Annotated in this window: 17 protein-coding genes; 10 read left to right on the top strand and 7 right to left on the bottom strand. The window is 38.0% G+C overall.

Annotation, left to right across the window (positions count from 1 at the left end):
* Positions 1-43: 43 nt before the first annotated feature.
* On the top strand, positions 44-643 hold the full coding sequence (locus PGH07_RS05540) for a class I SAM-dependent methyltransferase (RefSeq protein ID WP_289413259.1): 600 nt from the start codon (positions 44-46) through the stop codon (positions 641-643).
* A gap of 53 nt (positions 644-696) precedes the next feature.
* On the opposite strand, the gene PGH07_RS05545 is transcribed toward PGH07_RS05540, so the two are convergent.
* Positions 697-2,265 (bottom strand): SulP family inorganic anion transporter, encoded by a 1,569-nt coding sequence (locus PGH07_RS05545; protein WP_289413262.1) that lies wholly within the window; start codon positions 2,263-2,265, stop codon positions 697-699.
* 163 nt (positions 2,266-2,428) lie between these two features.
* On the opposite strand from PGH07_RS05545, the gene PGH07_RS05550 reads away from it, so the two are divergent.
* Together PGH07_RS05550 and PGH07_RS05555 are read left to right on the top strand one after the other, a co-directional pair.
* Positions 2,429-2,863, top strand: a complete 435-nt coding sequence (locus PGH07_RS05550) for a Sua5 YciO YrdC YwlC family protein (RefSeq protein ID WP_289413265.1) — start codon at positions 2,429-2,431, stop codon at positions 2,861-2,863.
* Entirely contained in the window at positions 2,863-3,258 is a 396-nt protein-coding gene (locus PGH07_RS05555; protein ID WP_289413267.1) for an HIT family protein, read from the top strand. The genes PGH07_RS05550 and PGH07_RS05555 overlap by 1 nt, the downstream gene beginning before the upstream one ends.
* Positions 3,259-3,396: 138 nt before the next feature.
* Here the strand turns inward: PGH07_RS05555 and PGH07_RS05560 are convergent, their stop codons facing one another.
* A complete protein-coding gene (locus tag PGH07_RS05560; RefSeq protein ID WP_289413269.1) occupies positions 3,397-4,059 on the bottom strand; it encodes a hypothetical protein in 663 nt (220 codons plus the stop codon).
* A gap of 28 nt (positions 4,060-4,087) precedes the next feature.
* On the bottom strand, positions 4,088-4,456 hold the full coding sequence (locus PGH07_RS05565) for a hypothetical protein (RefSeq protein WP_289413270.1): 369 nt from the start codon (positions 4,454-4,456) through the stop codon (positions 4,088-4,090).
* Positions 4,457-4,692: 236 nt separating this feature from the next.
* On the opposite strand from PGH07_RS05565, the gene PGH07_RS05570 reads away from it, so the two are divergent.
* Positions 4,693-5,898 (top strand): molybdopterin-dependent oxidoreductase, encoded by a 1,206-nt coding sequence (locus PGH07_RS05570; protein WP_289413272.1) that lies wholly within the window; start codon positions 4,693-4,695, stop codon positions 5,896-5,898.
* 11 nt (positions 5,899-5,909) lie between these two features.
* The gene (locus PGH07_RS05575) at positions 5,910-6,239 is read left to right on the top strand and encodes a sulfite:cytochrome C oxidoreductase subunit B (RefSeq protein WP_289413275.1); all 330 of its coding nucleotides are present in this window, start codon (positions 5,910-5,912) and stop codon (positions 6,237-6,239) included.
* A 66-nt stretch (positions 6,240-6,305) separates the two neighbouring features.
* On the opposite strand, the gene PGH07_RS05580 is transcribed toward PGH07_RS05575, so the two are convergent.
* From PGH07_RS05580 to PGH07_RS05590, 3 genes are read right to left on the bottom strand one after another with little or no spacing between them, the layout of a single operon-like run.
* Positions 6,306-6,950: a TrmH family RNA methyltransferase gene (locus tag PGH07_RS05580; RefSeq protein WP_289413278.1), complete on the bottom strand. Its 645-nt coding sequence runs from the start codon at positions 6,948-6,950 to the stop codon at positions 6,306-6,308.
* Positions 6,947-8,296, bottom strand: a complete 1,350-nt coding sequence (locus PGH07_RS05585) for an AAA family ATPase (protein WP_289413282.1) — start codon at positions 8,294-8,296, stop codon at positions 6,947-6,949. Before PGH07_RS05585 ends, PGH07_RS05580 begins: the two co-directional genes overlap by 4 nt.
* Positions 8,297-8,354: 58 nt before the next feature.
* A complete protein-coding gene (locus tag PGH07_RS05590; RefSeq protein WP_289413284.1) occupies positions 8,355-10,871 on the bottom strand; it encodes a cation-translocating P-type ATPase in 2,517 nt (838 codons plus the stop codon).
* A 174-nt stretch (positions 10,872-11,045) separates the two neighbouring features.
* On the opposite strand from PGH07_RS05590, the gene PGH07_RS05595 reads away from it, so the two are divergent.
* The 5 genes from PGH07_RS05595 (at position 11,046) to PGH07_RS05615 (ending at position 14,119) form a co-directional block, all read left to right on the top strand.
* Positions 11,046-11,690: a hypothetical protein gene (locus PGH07_RS05595; protein WP_289413286.1), complete on the top strand. Its 645-nt coding sequence runs from the start codon at positions 11,046-11,048 to the stop codon at positions 11,688-11,690.
* Positions 11,691-11,777: 87 nt separating this feature from the next.
* On the top strand, positions 11,778-12,905 hold the full coding sequence (locus PGH07_RS05600) for a site-2 protease family protein (RefSeq protein ID WP_289413287.1): 1,128 nt from the start codon (positions 11,778-11,780) through the stop codon (positions 12,903-12,905).
* Positions 12,906-12,971: 66 nt separating this feature from the next.
* Positions 12,972-13,469 (top strand): hypothetical protein, encoded by a 498-nt coding sequence (locus tag PGH07_RS05605; RefSeq protein WP_289413288.1) that lies wholly within the window; start codon positions 12,972-12,974, stop codon positions 13,467-13,469.
* A 3-nt stretch (positions 13,470-13,472) separates the two neighbouring features.
* On the top strand, positions 13,473-13,670 hold the full coding sequence (locus PGH07_RS05610) for a YwbE family protein (RefSeq protein WP_289413290.1): 198 nt from the start codon (positions 13,473-13,475) through the stop codon (positions 13,668-13,670).
* Positions 13,670-14,119, top strand: a complete 450-nt coding sequence (locus PGH07_RS05615) for a YaiI/YqxD family protein (RefSeq protein WP_289413292.1) — start codon at positions 13,670-13,672, stop codon at positions 14,117-14,119. Before PGH07_RS05610 ends, PGH07_RS05615 begins: the two co-directional genes overlap by 1 nt.
* 89 nt (positions 14,120-14,208) lie before the next feature.
* On the opposite strand, the gene PGH07_RS05620 is transcribed toward PGH07_RS05615, so the two are convergent.
* Positions 14,209-14,463, bottom strand: a complete 255-nt coding sequence (locus tag PGH07_RS05620) for a hypothetical protein (protein WP_289413294.1) — start codon at positions 14,461-14,463, stop codon at positions 14,209-14,211.
* Positions 14,464-14,628 lie beyond the last annotated feature (165 nt).

Raw genomic sequence — 14,628 nt, forward strand, 5'->3', positions numbered from 1 at the left:
AATATACTTCCAGAAACCAGATACCTATGAAAGGAACTTCAACATGTGGGATCAACGATATGATCAAGCCGAGTTTGTATATGGAACCAATCCGAACGATTTTTTGAAAGATAATTATCATCATATTCCCAAAGGGGGTAAAGTCCTCTGTTTGGCTGAAGGTGAAGGAAGAAATGCCGTTTTCCTTGCTATGCAAGGTTATCAAGTTACAGCAGTAGACCAATCCAAAATAGGTCTTCAAAAGGCTAAGGCTTTAGCAGAGAAAAATGCTGTAGAGATCGAAACGATCGTATCTGACCTAGGCCATTTTGATCTAGGAGAGCCATGCTGGGATGGGATCGTCTCTATCTTTGCGCATGTACCGCCTGCAATAAGAATAAAACTTCATAAACAAGTACAAGGAGCACTCAAACAAAATGGGGTATTTATCTTGGAAGGGTTTACACCACGTCAACCTGAAATGAGTGGAACCGGCGGCCCTCCTCCGTCACAAAAAGAACTTTTCATGTCCCTTAAGTCTCTTAAAGAAGAGTTGTTTGATTTAGACTTTATCATAGGTCAAGAGACAGAACGGGAACTTTCCGAAGGGAAACATCATGAAGGGTTATGTTCTGTTGTGCAGGTTCTTGGACTAAAAGTTTAAACATTTAGTCCAATGTATGAATATCACGACAAAAGACATCCATTATTTAGTAATTAAGCGAGTGAGGCAAGTTCCTTTTCCTTAATACGTCTTAAAGCACCTAACTGTGTATCATTGATATTCTGGATATTGACAAACTCACCAATACCCAGCTTGATCAACTTCTCTTTTCTTGTATCATCAGCGACGATATAGACTTCAATTCCACTGCTTTTCAGCTTCTCAATGCTTTCACTTAGTGCATAGATCGCTGAGAGATCCATAAAAGATACCAAACTACAATCCAAAACCACATTTTTAACATCATAAATCTTGTCTACTCTATCAAGAATATATGAAGTAGAACCAAAGAAAAAAGGACCTTTGATATTGACAATCCTGACTATACCGTCTTTGACCATCCTGTCATCTTTATTTTCTTCTGTTTCCCCTCCAGAGATATCCACTTCAGTCTCCTGGATCAATCTATGGATAATGAGGAATGATGAGAGTACGACACCCACACCAACAGCAACGATAAGATCTACAAAAACAGTAAGAACAAATACGATCATCATGACAGAAATATCATATTTAGGGAGTATCTTCAATTGTTTCAACATTTTATAATCAAAAATATCAAAACCTACCTTGATAAGTATCCCTGCAAGTACCGGCATCGGTATTTTGCTTGCCAGCGGAGCAAATACTAACAATATTAGAAGTAAAAAGACAGAGTGGAACATCCCGGATATTTTACTTGTAGCACCGCTTTTTATATTGGTTACCGTTCTCATAGTAGCCCCTGCCCCCGGTAATCCACCGAACACAGAAGCAATTGCGTTCCCTATACCTTGACCGATAAGTTCCTTATTTGAATCATGTTTGTCTTTTGTCAAAGAATCCGCAACAAGAGAAGTAAGTAAAGAATCGATCGTTCCCAGCAGTGCTAACGTGAGCGCCGAAATAAGGACAAATGACATAGAAGCCATATCAAATCCAAACTCTACAAACGTCGGTAGACCTGTAGGTATATCACTCACATAAGATACATCCAAGTGAAAAAGATATGCGATAACGGATAAAAGCACCAATGCGATCAGTGGAGACGGTAGTATTGAAGTGAGTTTTTTAGGTACAAGATAGATGATTGCCAGTGTCACCAATGTTAATAGCAATGCTTGTAAATTGACTGATGCGAGTGCTTGAGGTATGCTTATCAATGCTTCAAGAATCGAAGATTTTGCATTTTGTCCCAGTGCTACATTGATCTGCAATAAAATAATGATCATCCCGATACCGTTCATAAACCCAGAGATGACAGGATAAGGGATGAATCTTACAAATTTACCTACTCTCAAAAGCCCTAGAGCCACCTGAAATAGACCGGCAAGTAAAAATGTTGTAAATATCAAAGGCAAGTTAGCCCCAAAAGCAGCAATCACAGTTGCAGAGATCACAGTCATAGGACCAGTTGGTCCTGATATTTGAGTTTTAGTACCACCAAACAAAGAAGCAAAAAACCCTAAAAAGATCGCACCATATATCCCTGCACTGGCCCCAAGTCCACTTGAGATTCCAAAAGCGATTGCCAGTGGAAGTGCAATGATCGATGCTGTTAATCCACTTAGTATATTGTTCATTTATTCCCCCACTCCTATATCATCTGACGAAAAATTATCGAATTATATCACACTTGATTGTCCTTCTAGTTTTAATATTATTCTATAGAGTAGAGACTATCTTCACTGCCAACTTTACGACCATTACGATATAATCATAAATAAACTTCGGAGTCATACTAAAGTGCTTAAAGACAAGGTTTTCCTTACTCAGACAGATACCACCATTGGATTTATATCTCAAAATGCTGATAGACTTACACAGATCAAACAGCGGCCACCTTACAAGCACTATATCACCGCTGTCAATTCACAAAAAATACTTCAATGCTTCACACGCATTCCATCTACGCATCATAACAGGGTCAGAAGAAGTAAAAAAACAACATTTATCATGCCTAATGGCCACTCATATCGACTGATACAAGATATACATCACCTTCTTCTTCTCAATCGCCTTAAGTGGGCATATACAACTTCTGCGAATCTTAGCGGAAGTAATTATGATGAAGCTTTCGCAAAAGAACATGCTGATGTGATCATCACGCCGTTACAAACAAGCAAACAGGCTTCTAAAATATATAAATTAGGCAAAACAACACTAAAAAGGATACGCTAATGTCAATTATCTATCAAAATGAACTCATAAGAATCGAAACTGAAGAGAGTGAAATACCTTGGTTGAAGATCTTTACACAAGAGCCATACAAGGAGATGAGTGAGCTTCCCCATAACTTAAAATATGAAATATATGAGCTATTGGATATTATCGAAAAAGAGATGATCGGATACTATCGACCTGATAAGATCAATATTGCAAGTTTTGGGAATTATGTACCGCATGTCCATTGGCATATCATGGCACGCTTTAAAGAAGATAGTTACTTTCCTGAACCGATGTGGGGAACAAAACAAAGAGAGGCAAATTTGAACTTACCTGATTTTAAATTCTTTTGCGAAATGATCACTGCAGAACTAACAACAAAAATAAGGTCATATGAGTATAGTTTTTAAAAGATGTATCCTGGCTGTCACAGCCGAATTGTATTTGTAGGGAGAAAAAGAAACCGGCCAAAGCAGGTTCTATCTCCCCCTTCTTCTCTTACGCTAAATCACGTGAAATCTAATATTTTGATAACAAAAGATCGATAACTATCGTTCTCTTCTGTATCTCTCTTCTTGAGTATCTGTGTTTTCTTGTGTCTGTACTCTTTCTCTTACTCTAGTTCTTTCTACTGGACGTTGATACTCTCTGGTTTGTACATTCGTTCTTTGAGTATCATATGTTCTGGTCCTCTCTCTGGTCACAGTATTTGTTTTTCTAACAGGGACGCTTTGAGTAGTATCATATATTCTATTTCGATCTCTTGTTCTTTGAGTGTCATATATTCTATTTGGCTCTCTTGTTCTATCTTGAGTCATTGTGTTCGTCTGTCTCAAAGGTCTTCTATAATAATCTCTTCTGTCATAATCTCTACGTGTTTGATAGTATCCGTATTCTCCGTTTATTGCTCTGTAACGTTTACGATGATGGTATCGATAACCATTGTAATAGTAGTGGCCTCCATAAAATCTTCTTCCTTTATAGTAGTAATACCCGTTATAATATCGACCGCCATAATAATAGATACCGCCATAATAATAGTACGGTCTGTCATAATAGTATGGATAATCATAAGACATCATACTTCCAACCACTACACCAGTCGCAGCACCTGCTGCGAATGCCTCTTCTTGTGGAGTACATCCTGTATTTAAAAGTACAGCAGAAGAAATTGCTACGATAAAACCTAATTTTTTTGTCCCTGTCATCATCTCTAATCCTTATTAGTCAATTTAATATTTATCTACGGTGTCTTCGCTCATAGTCTCTACGAGTCTTATAGTATCCATACTCTCCAGTCACCGCTCTATAACGTTTATGCTGATGGTATCGGTAACCATTGTAGTAATAGTGCCCTCCATAGAATCTTCTTCCTTTATAGTAGTAATACCCGTTATTATATCTACCACCATAATAATAGATACCACGATAATAATAATAAGGTCTATCATAATAGTATGGATGGTTAGAGCTCATGATACTTCCAACCACTACACCCGTCGCAGCACCTGCTGCGAATGCCTCTTCTTGAGGAGTACATCCTGTATTGAACAACATAGTTGTAGAAATTGCTGCCACTAAACCTAATTTTTTTGTGATTGTTATCATGTCAACTCCTTTCTTAATCATTATTGTCTATTATAATATAAAAATTGTGTATCTATTGTGTATAATATAAATATGAAACCTTTTACATGGTGCCAAACAGATACAATTATAAATATTATCATAAATAATTATTCTGATGTGCTTTATTTCAGCATAAATTATGTATGATTTGAAGTTAATTTATATAATTGATATATTTTAAATATTTGATAAATATTTTTTATAAAGGAATTCCTATGGAAAGAAGATCGTTTATTAAAACAGCGCTTTCTGCTGCAGGAGCTGCTGCACTTGGTAGTACGGGTCTTAATGCCGGAACAACGCGTCAACCTATCGATAACAGAGAAATCTCTGAAGTTGCATTCCCTGAAAAAAGACCGATGATCACCTATTCAGACAGACCACCATTGCTAGAATCTACAAGAGATGTATTTGCTTATCCTATCACACCGAATGATCAGTTCTTTGTAAGATGGCACATGCCTGATATCCCTACAAAAATAGATCCTAAAAACTATACAATACATATCAACGGTCTTGTAAATAAAGAGCTTCATATTACGCTTGATGAACTTAAAAATAATTTTGAACAAGTAGAAGTAACTGCTGTACTACAATGTGGCGGAAACAGCCGATCAGCATTCCAACCAACTGCCGGCGGTATCCAGTGGGGTAGCGGTGCCATGGGTTGTGCCAAGTGGAAAGGTGTACGTCTAAGTGACCTTCTAGACCGAGCTGGTCTCAAAAAAGAAGCTGCATGGATCGGATTTAACGGTCAGGATAATGCTGCTTACTACAAAACACCGAACTTTGTACGTGAATTACACCTCGATGAACTGGATGACCATGTAATCGTAGCATATGAAATGAATGGTGAAGACCTGCCATACCTGAACGGTTATCCTGTTAGACTGGTAATTCCTGGATATTATTCAGACAGCTGGGTAAAAATGCTTAGCAACATTACTGTAACAGACAAATATAAGAGTCTCTTCTTTATGGATGTTGCATACCGTGTACCGGATAACGAATGTGAATGTGAAACACCGGAAAACAGAGCAAAAACAACAAAGCCAATTACCAAAATGAATGTTAAGTCTGTTATTGGATACCCATCCAATAACTCTAAACTCAACCATGATTCTCAGGTTGTTATCAGGGGTGTAGCATTTGACAGTGGTCACGGTATCAGAGAGGTACTGATCTCACTGGATGAAGGTAAAACCTGGGAAAATGCAATTCTTGATGACGGAGGCCAGGGACGTTATGGATTCAGAAGCTTTAGATTTGGGTTCAAACCGACCAAGTACGGTAAGATGACAATCATGTCCAAAGCGATCAACAATATCGGTCATGAACAACCATTTGCAAAAGATATCAAATGGAACCACGGTGGATACAAATACAACGGTATCGATGAAATAACGGTTGAAGTGGTATAAGGAGTAATCAAATGAATATGAAACATACAATGAAAAAACTACTATTGGCTGCTATGATCGTCTCTACTCCTCTTTTTGCACAGGTAAAAGAGGATGTAGCCGTACCATATATTGCTTTCCCTATCAAAATGGGTAAAGGATTTGATACCGTACAAGCTAACTGTCTTACATGCCACTCATTTGGTTATATGATAAACCAGGGAAAACAGTCTAGAGAGTTCTGGGAAGAAAAGGTTAATAAGATGATCCATGCATTTAAAGCTGATCTAATCAGTCAAGAGGATGCTAAAATCATTACCGATTATCTGTTTGAACAATACGGAAATGGAAAACTAAAATAATCCTATCATTCTATCATTTCCAAAAATTTAGGAGATGATGGAATATCTTACATACTTAAACACACATTACTCTTCAGGCAACTTAATCTTACCTTTTGATCTACGTGCAATAATATCACGATATAACCACGCCTCTTTGATCTGTGAAAGCTCCTGAGGATCTAATAAAGGTGTGTCATACATTCCTTTGGCTTCACGCTGTCTTTGTGCTTCATAAAGAATGAGTGCAGAAGCTACCGATACATTAAGACTCTGTACCATACCCTGCATAGGAATGATGATCTTATAATCTGCCATGGCTAACAATTCATCAGAAACCCCTTCTTTTTCATTTCCCATGATCAATAATGTGGGTTTGATATAATCCATTGACCTAAAAGAGACTGCATTTTCATCCAGATGCGTCACGACTACCTGATAACCTTCAGCTTTTTTTTGTGATACAAACGTAACCTTATCATCTGTGGCAATATATTTTCTTCTTAACCATCTATGTGCACCTTGGGTAATTGTTTTGTTTACTTTCAAGGTATCATTACATATTGCTGTATAGTATAGATTAAGTACTCCCGCTGCATCACAGCTGCGTATTATCGCTGAAAGATTCTGAGAACTTTGTACATCATCCAACATGATCTGCAGGTCAGGCTGCTTTCGTCTCAGTACTTCTCCAATGCGCGAGATACGATTTTGATTGCTAAACTGCTTCATAGACTATCGGGTATTTTGTTTAAGACCTTGGTTTTCCCTATGATTTTTTCAAGCTCGCTACTCTCTACGATCTCTTTTTCGATCAGTTCTTTTGCCAGTTTTTCTATCAATTTCCAATGTTTGTCTACTAGCTTTTGGGTATGTTCTTTTGCTTCACTCATCCATAAGAGGAAACGTTTTTCGATCTGCTGTGATAGAAAATAGCTATCCATCAATGCGATCGATTCTATATTGATAAACCCAAGTTCTTTGTCCATTCCCAGAGTGGTAATCGCAGCATAAATATTGATAGAAGCTTGCGCCAGATCTTCTATCGCTCCACTGTCCATTTTGTGTTCACCGGCTTTTTTCATTTTTGCCAAACGGCCAGAAATTAAGACACAAACATCATTGAAAAGTTCTTCTTTAGTGATATTTGTCATATCATCTTCTGCATTGTAAGAGACAAATCCGAGCATCTTGCTTCTTCGGCTTATCGTCACCTGCTCGATCTTAATATGAGGCAGGAGCAATGCAGAGAGGATAGCATGCGCAGCCTCATGATAAGCCGTCATTTTCATCTCTTCTTCAAGGTTCTTAACCATTTTTGTCTCAATCTTATGACCATACTTGATGATATTGATCTGTTCTATAAGGGTTTCTTCAGTGATCACATTACCACCCTGCTCTATGACACTGAGCGCAGCCATACGTCCCAGCCTCTCCAGATCCATAGCACTCATGCCTGTGATGTAACGTACAATACGTTCCGTATCAATATTGGGATCATGCGGTTTTTGTAAGATCTTCTCTATAAAGAATTTTCTTGCATCTTTATCGAGCTTAGATACTTCAAGTAAAAAATCAAGTTTTTGAGGTGCGGTAAGTACAGGATCTACTCCCTCAAGAGTCTCAGAGGTAGCGATGGTAAACACCATCTTGTTCACAGACTCCAAGACTTTGGCAATATCTGAAAAAGAGACATTGGTGATCGCTCCTTGCAAGAGTCCTTTGATATCTATATCTTCAAGGATCACAATCGAGGGTGCATGTTTAGATGCTATTTCATAAACCTGCTTGATATACTCAAGATCAAAGAGTTTGGAGCCAGATATTTCAAGATAAGAGAGTCCTGATTCATACGCAAATGCTTTTGCAAGCATCCCTTTCCCTACACTTACCGGCCCATAAAGGAGCAAACCCTTAGGTGCAGGGATCTCAAAGATATCAAGTTTTTTTGGATTTTTAAGTATTTGAATGATGGATTTTAGACGTTCTTTAATATGGGTATGTCCTACCACATCTTCAAAACCGATCTTGGACTTTTGAAGTTTTGGACTATCTTTGGAGGTTTTTTTTGCAGGCATAGATTCCTTCCTCTTTTGTGAGCTTTCTTGATTAATTTTATCATAAACCTATAAGTATCTATTTGGTTTGATGTATTCTCCACCAGTATTCACCCCATTTTCTTAGCTCTATCATGCCAAATACCCACAATGCTAGTAAAGTGATCATCAATATTGAATCCGAATTTAAAGGCTCTGTATGGAATATGTCGGGAAAAATATAGATGGCTGTCAACTGCAGTGCTGATCCTATTCCAATTCCATAAAAGATGTATGGATTGATCTGTAGTGACCTTTTAATATTTTTTAAAAAAGGCTCATGCTCCTTGAGCGACTGCAGACCATTGATCCAGGTAGCAATAATAAAGCATGTAAAGAGTGTGGAGATTGCACACTCTTTGCTATAATGTTCTATCATCCAGATATATAAAAAGAGTGATCCCATACTGATCACTAAGGCAGCATAAAACACACGTAATAGCTGTACCTTGTCCAAAAAATGTTCGTGTATCTTGGTTGGTGGCTTTTTCATTACATCCTCTTCCTCTTTTAAAAAAGGAAAAGTTTTATCAAGTGCACTATCAGCTACAAGATTAATCCAGAGTATCTGCACAGGGTATAGAGGTAAAGGCAATGCCATCAAGATCGCACCAGTGATAAGTATGACTTCATCAAGGCTTGTAGATACAAGAAAATAAATGGACTTACGTATATTTCCGGCAATTGTACGCCCCTGTTTGATTGCATCGACGATTACGGAAAGATTGTTATTCCCCAGTACCATTTTGGCTGTAGCTTTGGCTGCATCAGTACCGCTTCCCATGCCTATACCAAGGTCAGCAGCTTTAAGTGCCGGTACATCATTGACACCATCACCTGTAACAGCAACGATCTCTCCCTTTTTCTGTAAAGCTTTTACAATACGGTATTTATGCTCCGGAAGTACTCGTGCCCATACGCTTACTTGTGGTAAAAGTGTTGTAAGTGTTTCATCATCCATATCATTAAGTTCTTTACCCGTAACTACTCTATTTCCTTGTTTATAGATACCGACTAATTCTGCTATTGCAGCAGCAGTAAGAGGGTCATCCCCCGTGATCATCATCACTTTAACACCGGCATTTTGTGCTAAAGTTACTGCCTCTTTAACGCCATCTTTTGGCAAATCAATAAAACCAACCAAGCCTACGATCTCTATTTGCCATTGTTCAATATCATCTGTGTTATACTCACCCACCCCTAAAGCAATTACTCTAAGTCCATTAGAAGCCATACTGTTATGTTCACGCTGAAGCTTTTCAAAATCATCAATATTCAGAGCAAACTCTTTGAGCGATTCAAGAGCACCTTTTACAAAGATCTTATGCTCTTTCTGGACAATATTGGAACTTGCCATAAGCCTGAATTTACTATCGAATGGATAGAGATTGACACGTGGATATTTCTCCCTAATACTCTTGTATTCACTACCAAGCCAGCGTGCCAAAGCAGTATCTAATGGATCACCTTTACCTGCAACTGACTCATTTGCAAGGGCTGAAATAGTCTGTGTAAAGGTCTCATGTAAAGAGAAAACCTCTTCTACTTCAAGCTTTCCTTCTGTGATCGTACCTGTTTTATCTGAGGCGATCACTGTTGTACTTCCCAGTGTTTCAACAGAAGGTAAATGTCTGACATAAACTTTTTTAACACTGAGTGCCATGGCACCTATGGTCAATACGAGTGTTACAACGATCGGAAGTCCTTCAGGTACAGCAGAGACTAGCTCGGCAATAACCAGATAAATGATTTCTATGATCTCTCTTCCTTGCCCAAAAGCCAGTAACGCGGTAATAAATATAACAAAAAGTACCATGAACATATGTTTTTTGCTAAAGTGCGTCAATGCCTTGCTAAGCGGTGTATCAGGTGACTCCTCAACTGCTTTTGTAGCGATTGAAGTAAAATAACTGTATTGTCCTGTAGCGGTGACTACACCCTCTCCCTTTCCTTTGGTTACGGTTGTACCAGAGAGCGCCATATTGTCCAGTTCATAGGGGAGTGTTCCTTCCGGAAGAATAAGTTTTGCATCTTTTTGTACCGGAACGGACTCGCCTGTAAGAACAGATTCATCAATAATCAGTCCATGTGTTTCAGTGAGTCGTATATCAGCAGGTATCACATCACCTTCGCTCAGAATAACGACATCACCCGGTACAAGTTCTGATGATGGGATAGCATATGTACTATTTTCGCGTTTGACCTGTGTTTTGCTTTGAGTAAATTTTTTTAATGATTTAATTGATACCAATGCTTTGAGCTCTTGCCAGAAACCGATCGATGCATTAATGAATACAATGACAAGTATCAACAATCCTTCATGCAGATTATGCAAAATAAAAGAGAGTACCGCTGCAATGATAAGTATATAAACTAGCGGACTTTTAAACTGTGTCATAAACAATACAAAATAATTGTGCCTTTTTTCTTCTATCTCATTGGGGCCATAGTGTAAGAGCTTCTCTTTCACCTGATGATGAGACAATCCCTCTTGTGAAGTCTCCAACTCTTCTGTTAACGACTCAATTGTTTTGCTATAGGGATATTCAGCTATCATTATCACCCTCAACACTATTCTAAGTTTTTGATCAAAGACACTAAAAAAGTACTTGTAAAGATGATAACGAAGAATCTCCTACCATGTCAATATACCAATATTACTTTTTATATCCTCTGTGAATACATACATCAAGCAACCCCTATCATGCTATAATCCAATAAAGGAGTTGTCATGAAAAAATGCCTTCTAACTCTGATTGTATGGGGTGTACTCTTTGGCTATATGGAAGCAGCTATTGTAGTCTATCTTCGTGAGATCTACTATCCAAGCGGGTTTACATTTCCTGCTGTACTTATCGATAAACATATCATGCTTACCGAGCTACTTCGTGAAGCTGCTACACTTTTGATCATGTGGACAACGGTTTCCTTGACATACCCAAAAACACAAAGCCGTATTGCAGCATTCTTTTTGCTTTTTGGTGTATGGGATATCTTCTACTATGTATTTCTAAAACTGCTTTTAAACTGGCCGCAGAGCCTTGAAACATGGGATATTCTCTTTCTTATCCCTCTTCCTTGGGTAGGTCCTGTCTGGGCACCGATAATTATTTCGGTTGGATTTATCTTTGTTGGTATGTTCATACTACAACTTAACCACAAAAACCGTTTTGTAACGTTTGATAATAAATTTTTACTGATTGAGTTGTTCGCAGCATCTATGATTATTTTCTCTTTTATCATACCCGGCAATGCTGTTGTCAAACAAAGCGTACCGACTGATTTCCCCTACTATCTTTTCCTGCTTGGTTTTTTACTTGCTATAGGTGGGTTTCTTTACTCACTTTACCACATTAGGCTAAGATCAAAGAAATGAAGCTTTTCCCTATTTACATCTTGGAGCAAAGAGAATGTGCTGTATCACACAAAAATCGCTATAATAAATCATCAAAGGTGGTTTAAAATGTTAAAAAGAAAAACAGAGATCTTCAAACTATTAGGTTTTACCGTATCGGTTGATGTGAGTTGGGGGATTATTCTCTTTTTAGTCGTATGGTCACTTGCAAAAGGCGCTTTTCCAGCTTATTATCCAAACCTCAGTATGCAGACCTACTGGATCATGGGTGTTATTGGAGCCCTTGGCCTTTTTCTTTCCATTATCATCCATGAGTTCTCTCATTCACTGGTAGCCAGAAAATACGGAATGGATATCAAGGGTATCACGCTATTCATCTTTGGCGGCGTAGCCGAAATGAAAGATGAGCCAAACAACCCAAAGACAGAATTTTTCATGGCCATTGCCGGACCGATAGCCAGCCTAATCCTCTCAATGCTCTTCGGTATACTTTACCAGATGGCAACGGTTATGGAGCTTCCTGTACCTATCATAGCGATACTTGGCTATTTAAGTGCGATCAATGTGTTATTGGCTATTTTTAACATGATACCGGCTTTCCCTACAGATGGAGGACGTATACTTCGTTCTATTTTATGGTGGATCAAAGGTGATATTCGGGTGGCAACACTCGTGGCTTCACGTATCAGTGTGTTTTTTGCAATGTTCATTATTTTTACAGGATTTATGCATCTAATACAGGGAAATGTAATGGGAGGGGTCTGGTGGATACTGATCGGCTCTTTTCTTTTCAGTGCAGCAAACTCATCATATCAGTCTCTACTCATAAAACAATCTTTTGCCGGAAAGAAAGTAGAAGATTATATGAATAAAAATCCGGTGACCGTACCCTCTCATATCTCACTACAGGAATTTGTTGACCAGTATCTCTATCCCTATCACTACAAAATGTTCCCGGTGACACAGGATGGTACTATTTCAGGACTTATCACACTGAATGCACTCAAATCAGTTCCGCGTGAAAAGTGGCCAACAACACAGGTTATTCAAATCATGCAGAAAACCACAAAAGACAATACTCTACCTGCAGCAATGAGCGTTCAGGAAGCAATGTTTTTGATGAATGAGAGCGGGATCAGTAGAATGCTTGTAAGCGCACATCACAAGATCGTTGGCATTATCACACTTAAAGACATGCTGGAGTTCTTCACGCTCAAAATAGAACTTGAAGAGTAATCGAATGATATACGGCTATCGTCACTTATTTGGATATAATTACGTAAATTAATATAAAGATAACCTATGTGTGACTTCAACACTCTGGATGATGCCCAGAAACTTCATTATCATCAAATACTACTCAATGCTGCTGCGAATTTCGGTGGTAAAAACTTCTTTCTTCAACTTCTTGAAGCGATACGTGAGAGCAAGCCTCATCCGCTTATAGCAGCCAACAGAGAGTTTAATATCGGCCTGGGCAGTATCAAATGGAACAAAGTGATCTTTAATGACAAGCTTCAACTTTTACAGAAAGCAAGACTCAACGAGAGTAAACAAAACAATCTCTTGCCAAGTAAAGATGATAAAAGCTACAAAAAAGTGCTCAATCTCGTACGTACACTCAAACCAATCGTTTTTACCGTACGACCAAATGTTAAAGAGAATGGTTCCAGCTTTATCTTCCAACCTTTTGATATCATTGATGAGGAGACCACTAAACTCAATCCTCTCTTTGATGCACTTTTTTTCTGTTCTATAGAAACCGTGAAAAAAATTCTGAACTATGAACCAAAAGCATAAGAAATGTCAGTAGGTCAAAAAAGAAGTGAGATCAAATACGGTATGAACGTAGGTATCGTACTCAAAGAAGACCAAGCTTCAGGCTATATCACCTACGGCGTTGTACAGAAGATCCTTACAAACTCCCCTACCCATCCCCATGGTATCAAAGTGCGCTTGATGTCAGGTGAAGTCGGTCGTGTCAAAGAGATCGTAAAATAATGACTCTCTTTATAGATGGGGATGCCTTCCCAAATCTCCTAAAGCCGATTGTACTGCGAAGCATAGAAAGGCTGAGCCTGCAGACTAAAGTCATCGCTAACAAAAAGATCAATATCGGGATATCTAAACATATCGAGTATATCATTGTCGAGCAAGGTGCAGATGAGGCAGATAACCATATCGTAAACCTGTGTACAGCAGGCGACCTTGTGATCACAGCGGATATTCCCCTTGCTGACCGCGTTATCGCTAAAGATGCTCATGCCATTGACCATAGAGGTGAGCTTTTCAGTATAGATAATATCAAGCAGTATTTAGCCATGAGAAATCTTATGGAAAGTATCAGAGAAAGCGGAGAGCTCACCTCAGGCCCTAAACCTTTTTCTACTAAGGATGCACATCAGTTTGCCAATCAATTGCATCGTTTTTTGACTAAATATTATTCTTAATAGCTGTCTATACTTTTCCTTATAAAACATCCTATATAGATGATATAAGGTTTTTATTTCTAGGAAGTAAATAGCCTAACAATAGGTTTTTAGTTATTCATCATAAAGTTTATTATTTGTTTAATTATTATATAAATAATAAGACCTATAATTATTGAAATACCAATATGTATACCGATAGATGCATAGTTTTTTAGTGGGTTTCCATATTCCCACCACATTGGAAAAGTAGTGAAAAGAGTTTGACTTTTATATATTTCACGCCAAGGCATAAACATTGTACTTAAATAAACTATGACTATATATGTTAATTTATTTTCAAGAAGTCGTAAAACTATTTTCATAGTCTCTCCTTTACTATTTATTCAATGAACAAAGTGTTCTTTACTACTTTATTTCAGCATTAAGAGTTTATCAAAAATGACTTGTTCTAAAAACTTTATAAAATATATAACTTTATAGGATTTTCATTTCTATATTATTTACTTTCTCATCTTCAAAAATGCACA

The sequence above is a fragment of the Sulfurovum zhangzhouensis genome, from assembly GCF_030347965.1.
Taxonomy (GTDB): domain Bacteria; phylum Campylobacterota; class Campylobacteria; order Campylobacterales; family Sulfurovaceae; genus Sulfurovum; species Sulfurovum zhangzhouensis.

Coding starts and splice junctions, on each gene's coding strand:
- PGH07_RS05540 (WP_289413259.1), top strand. CDS start 44: ATGTGGGATCAACGATATGATCAAGCCGAGTTTGTATATGGAACCAAT.
- PGH07_RS05545 (WP_289413262.1), bottom strand. CDS start 2,265: ATGAACAATATACTAAGTGGATTAACAGCATCGATCATTGCACTTCCA.
- PGH07_RS05555 (WP_289413267.1), top strand. CDS start 2,863: ATGTCAATTATCTATCAAAATGAACTCATAAGAATCGAAACTGAAGAG.
- PGH07_RS05560 (WP_289413269.1), bottom strand. CDS start 4,059: ATGATGACAGGGACAAAAAAATTAGGTTTTATCGTAGCAATTTCTTCT.
- PGH07_RS05565 (WP_289413270.1), bottom strand. CDS start 4,456: ATGATAACAATCACAAAAAAATTAGGTTTAGTGGCAGCAATTTCTACA.
- PGH07_RS05570 (WP_289413272.1), top strand. CDS start 4,693: ATGGAAAGAAGATCGTTTATTAAAACAGCGCTTTCTGCTGCAGGAGCT.
- PGH07_RS05575 (WP_289413275.1), top strand. CDS start 5,910: ATGAATATGAAACATACAATGAAAAAACTACTATTGGCTGCTATGATC.
- PGH07_RS05580 (WP_289413278.1), bottom strand. CDS start 6,950: ATGAAGCAGTTTAGCAATCAAAATCGTATCTCGCGCATTGGAGAAGTA.
- PGH07_RS05585 (WP_289413282.1), bottom strand. CDS start 8,296: ATGCCTGCAAAAAAAACCTCCAAAGATAGTCCAAAACTTCAAAAGTCC.
- PGH07_RS05590 (WP_289413284.1), bottom strand. CDS start 10,871: ATGATAGCTGAATATCCCTATAGCAAAACAATTGAGTCGTTAACAGAA.
- PGH07_RS05595 (WP_289413286.1), top strand. CDS start 11,046: ATGAAAAAATGCCTTCTAACTCTGATTGTATGGGGTGTACTCTTTGGC.
- PGH07_RS05600 (WP_289413287.1), top strand. CDS start 11,778: ATGTTAAAAAGAAAAACAGAGATCTTCAAACTATTAGGTTTTACCGTA.
- PGH07_RS05605 (WP_289413288.1), top strand. CDS start 12,972: ATGTGTGACTTCAACACTCTGGATGATGCCCAGAAACTTCATTATCAT.
- PGH07_RS05610 (WP_289413290.1), top strand. CDS start 13,473: ATGTCAGTAGGTCAAAAAAGAAGTGAGATCAAATACGGTATGAACGTA.
- PGH07_RS05615 (WP_289413292.1), top strand. CDS start 13,670: ATGACTCTCTTTATAGATGGGGATGCCTTCCCAAATCTCCTAAAGCCG.
- PGH07_RS05620 (WP_289413294.1), bottom strand. CDS start 14,463: ATGAAAATAGTTTTACGACTTCTTGAAAATAAATTAACATATATAGTC.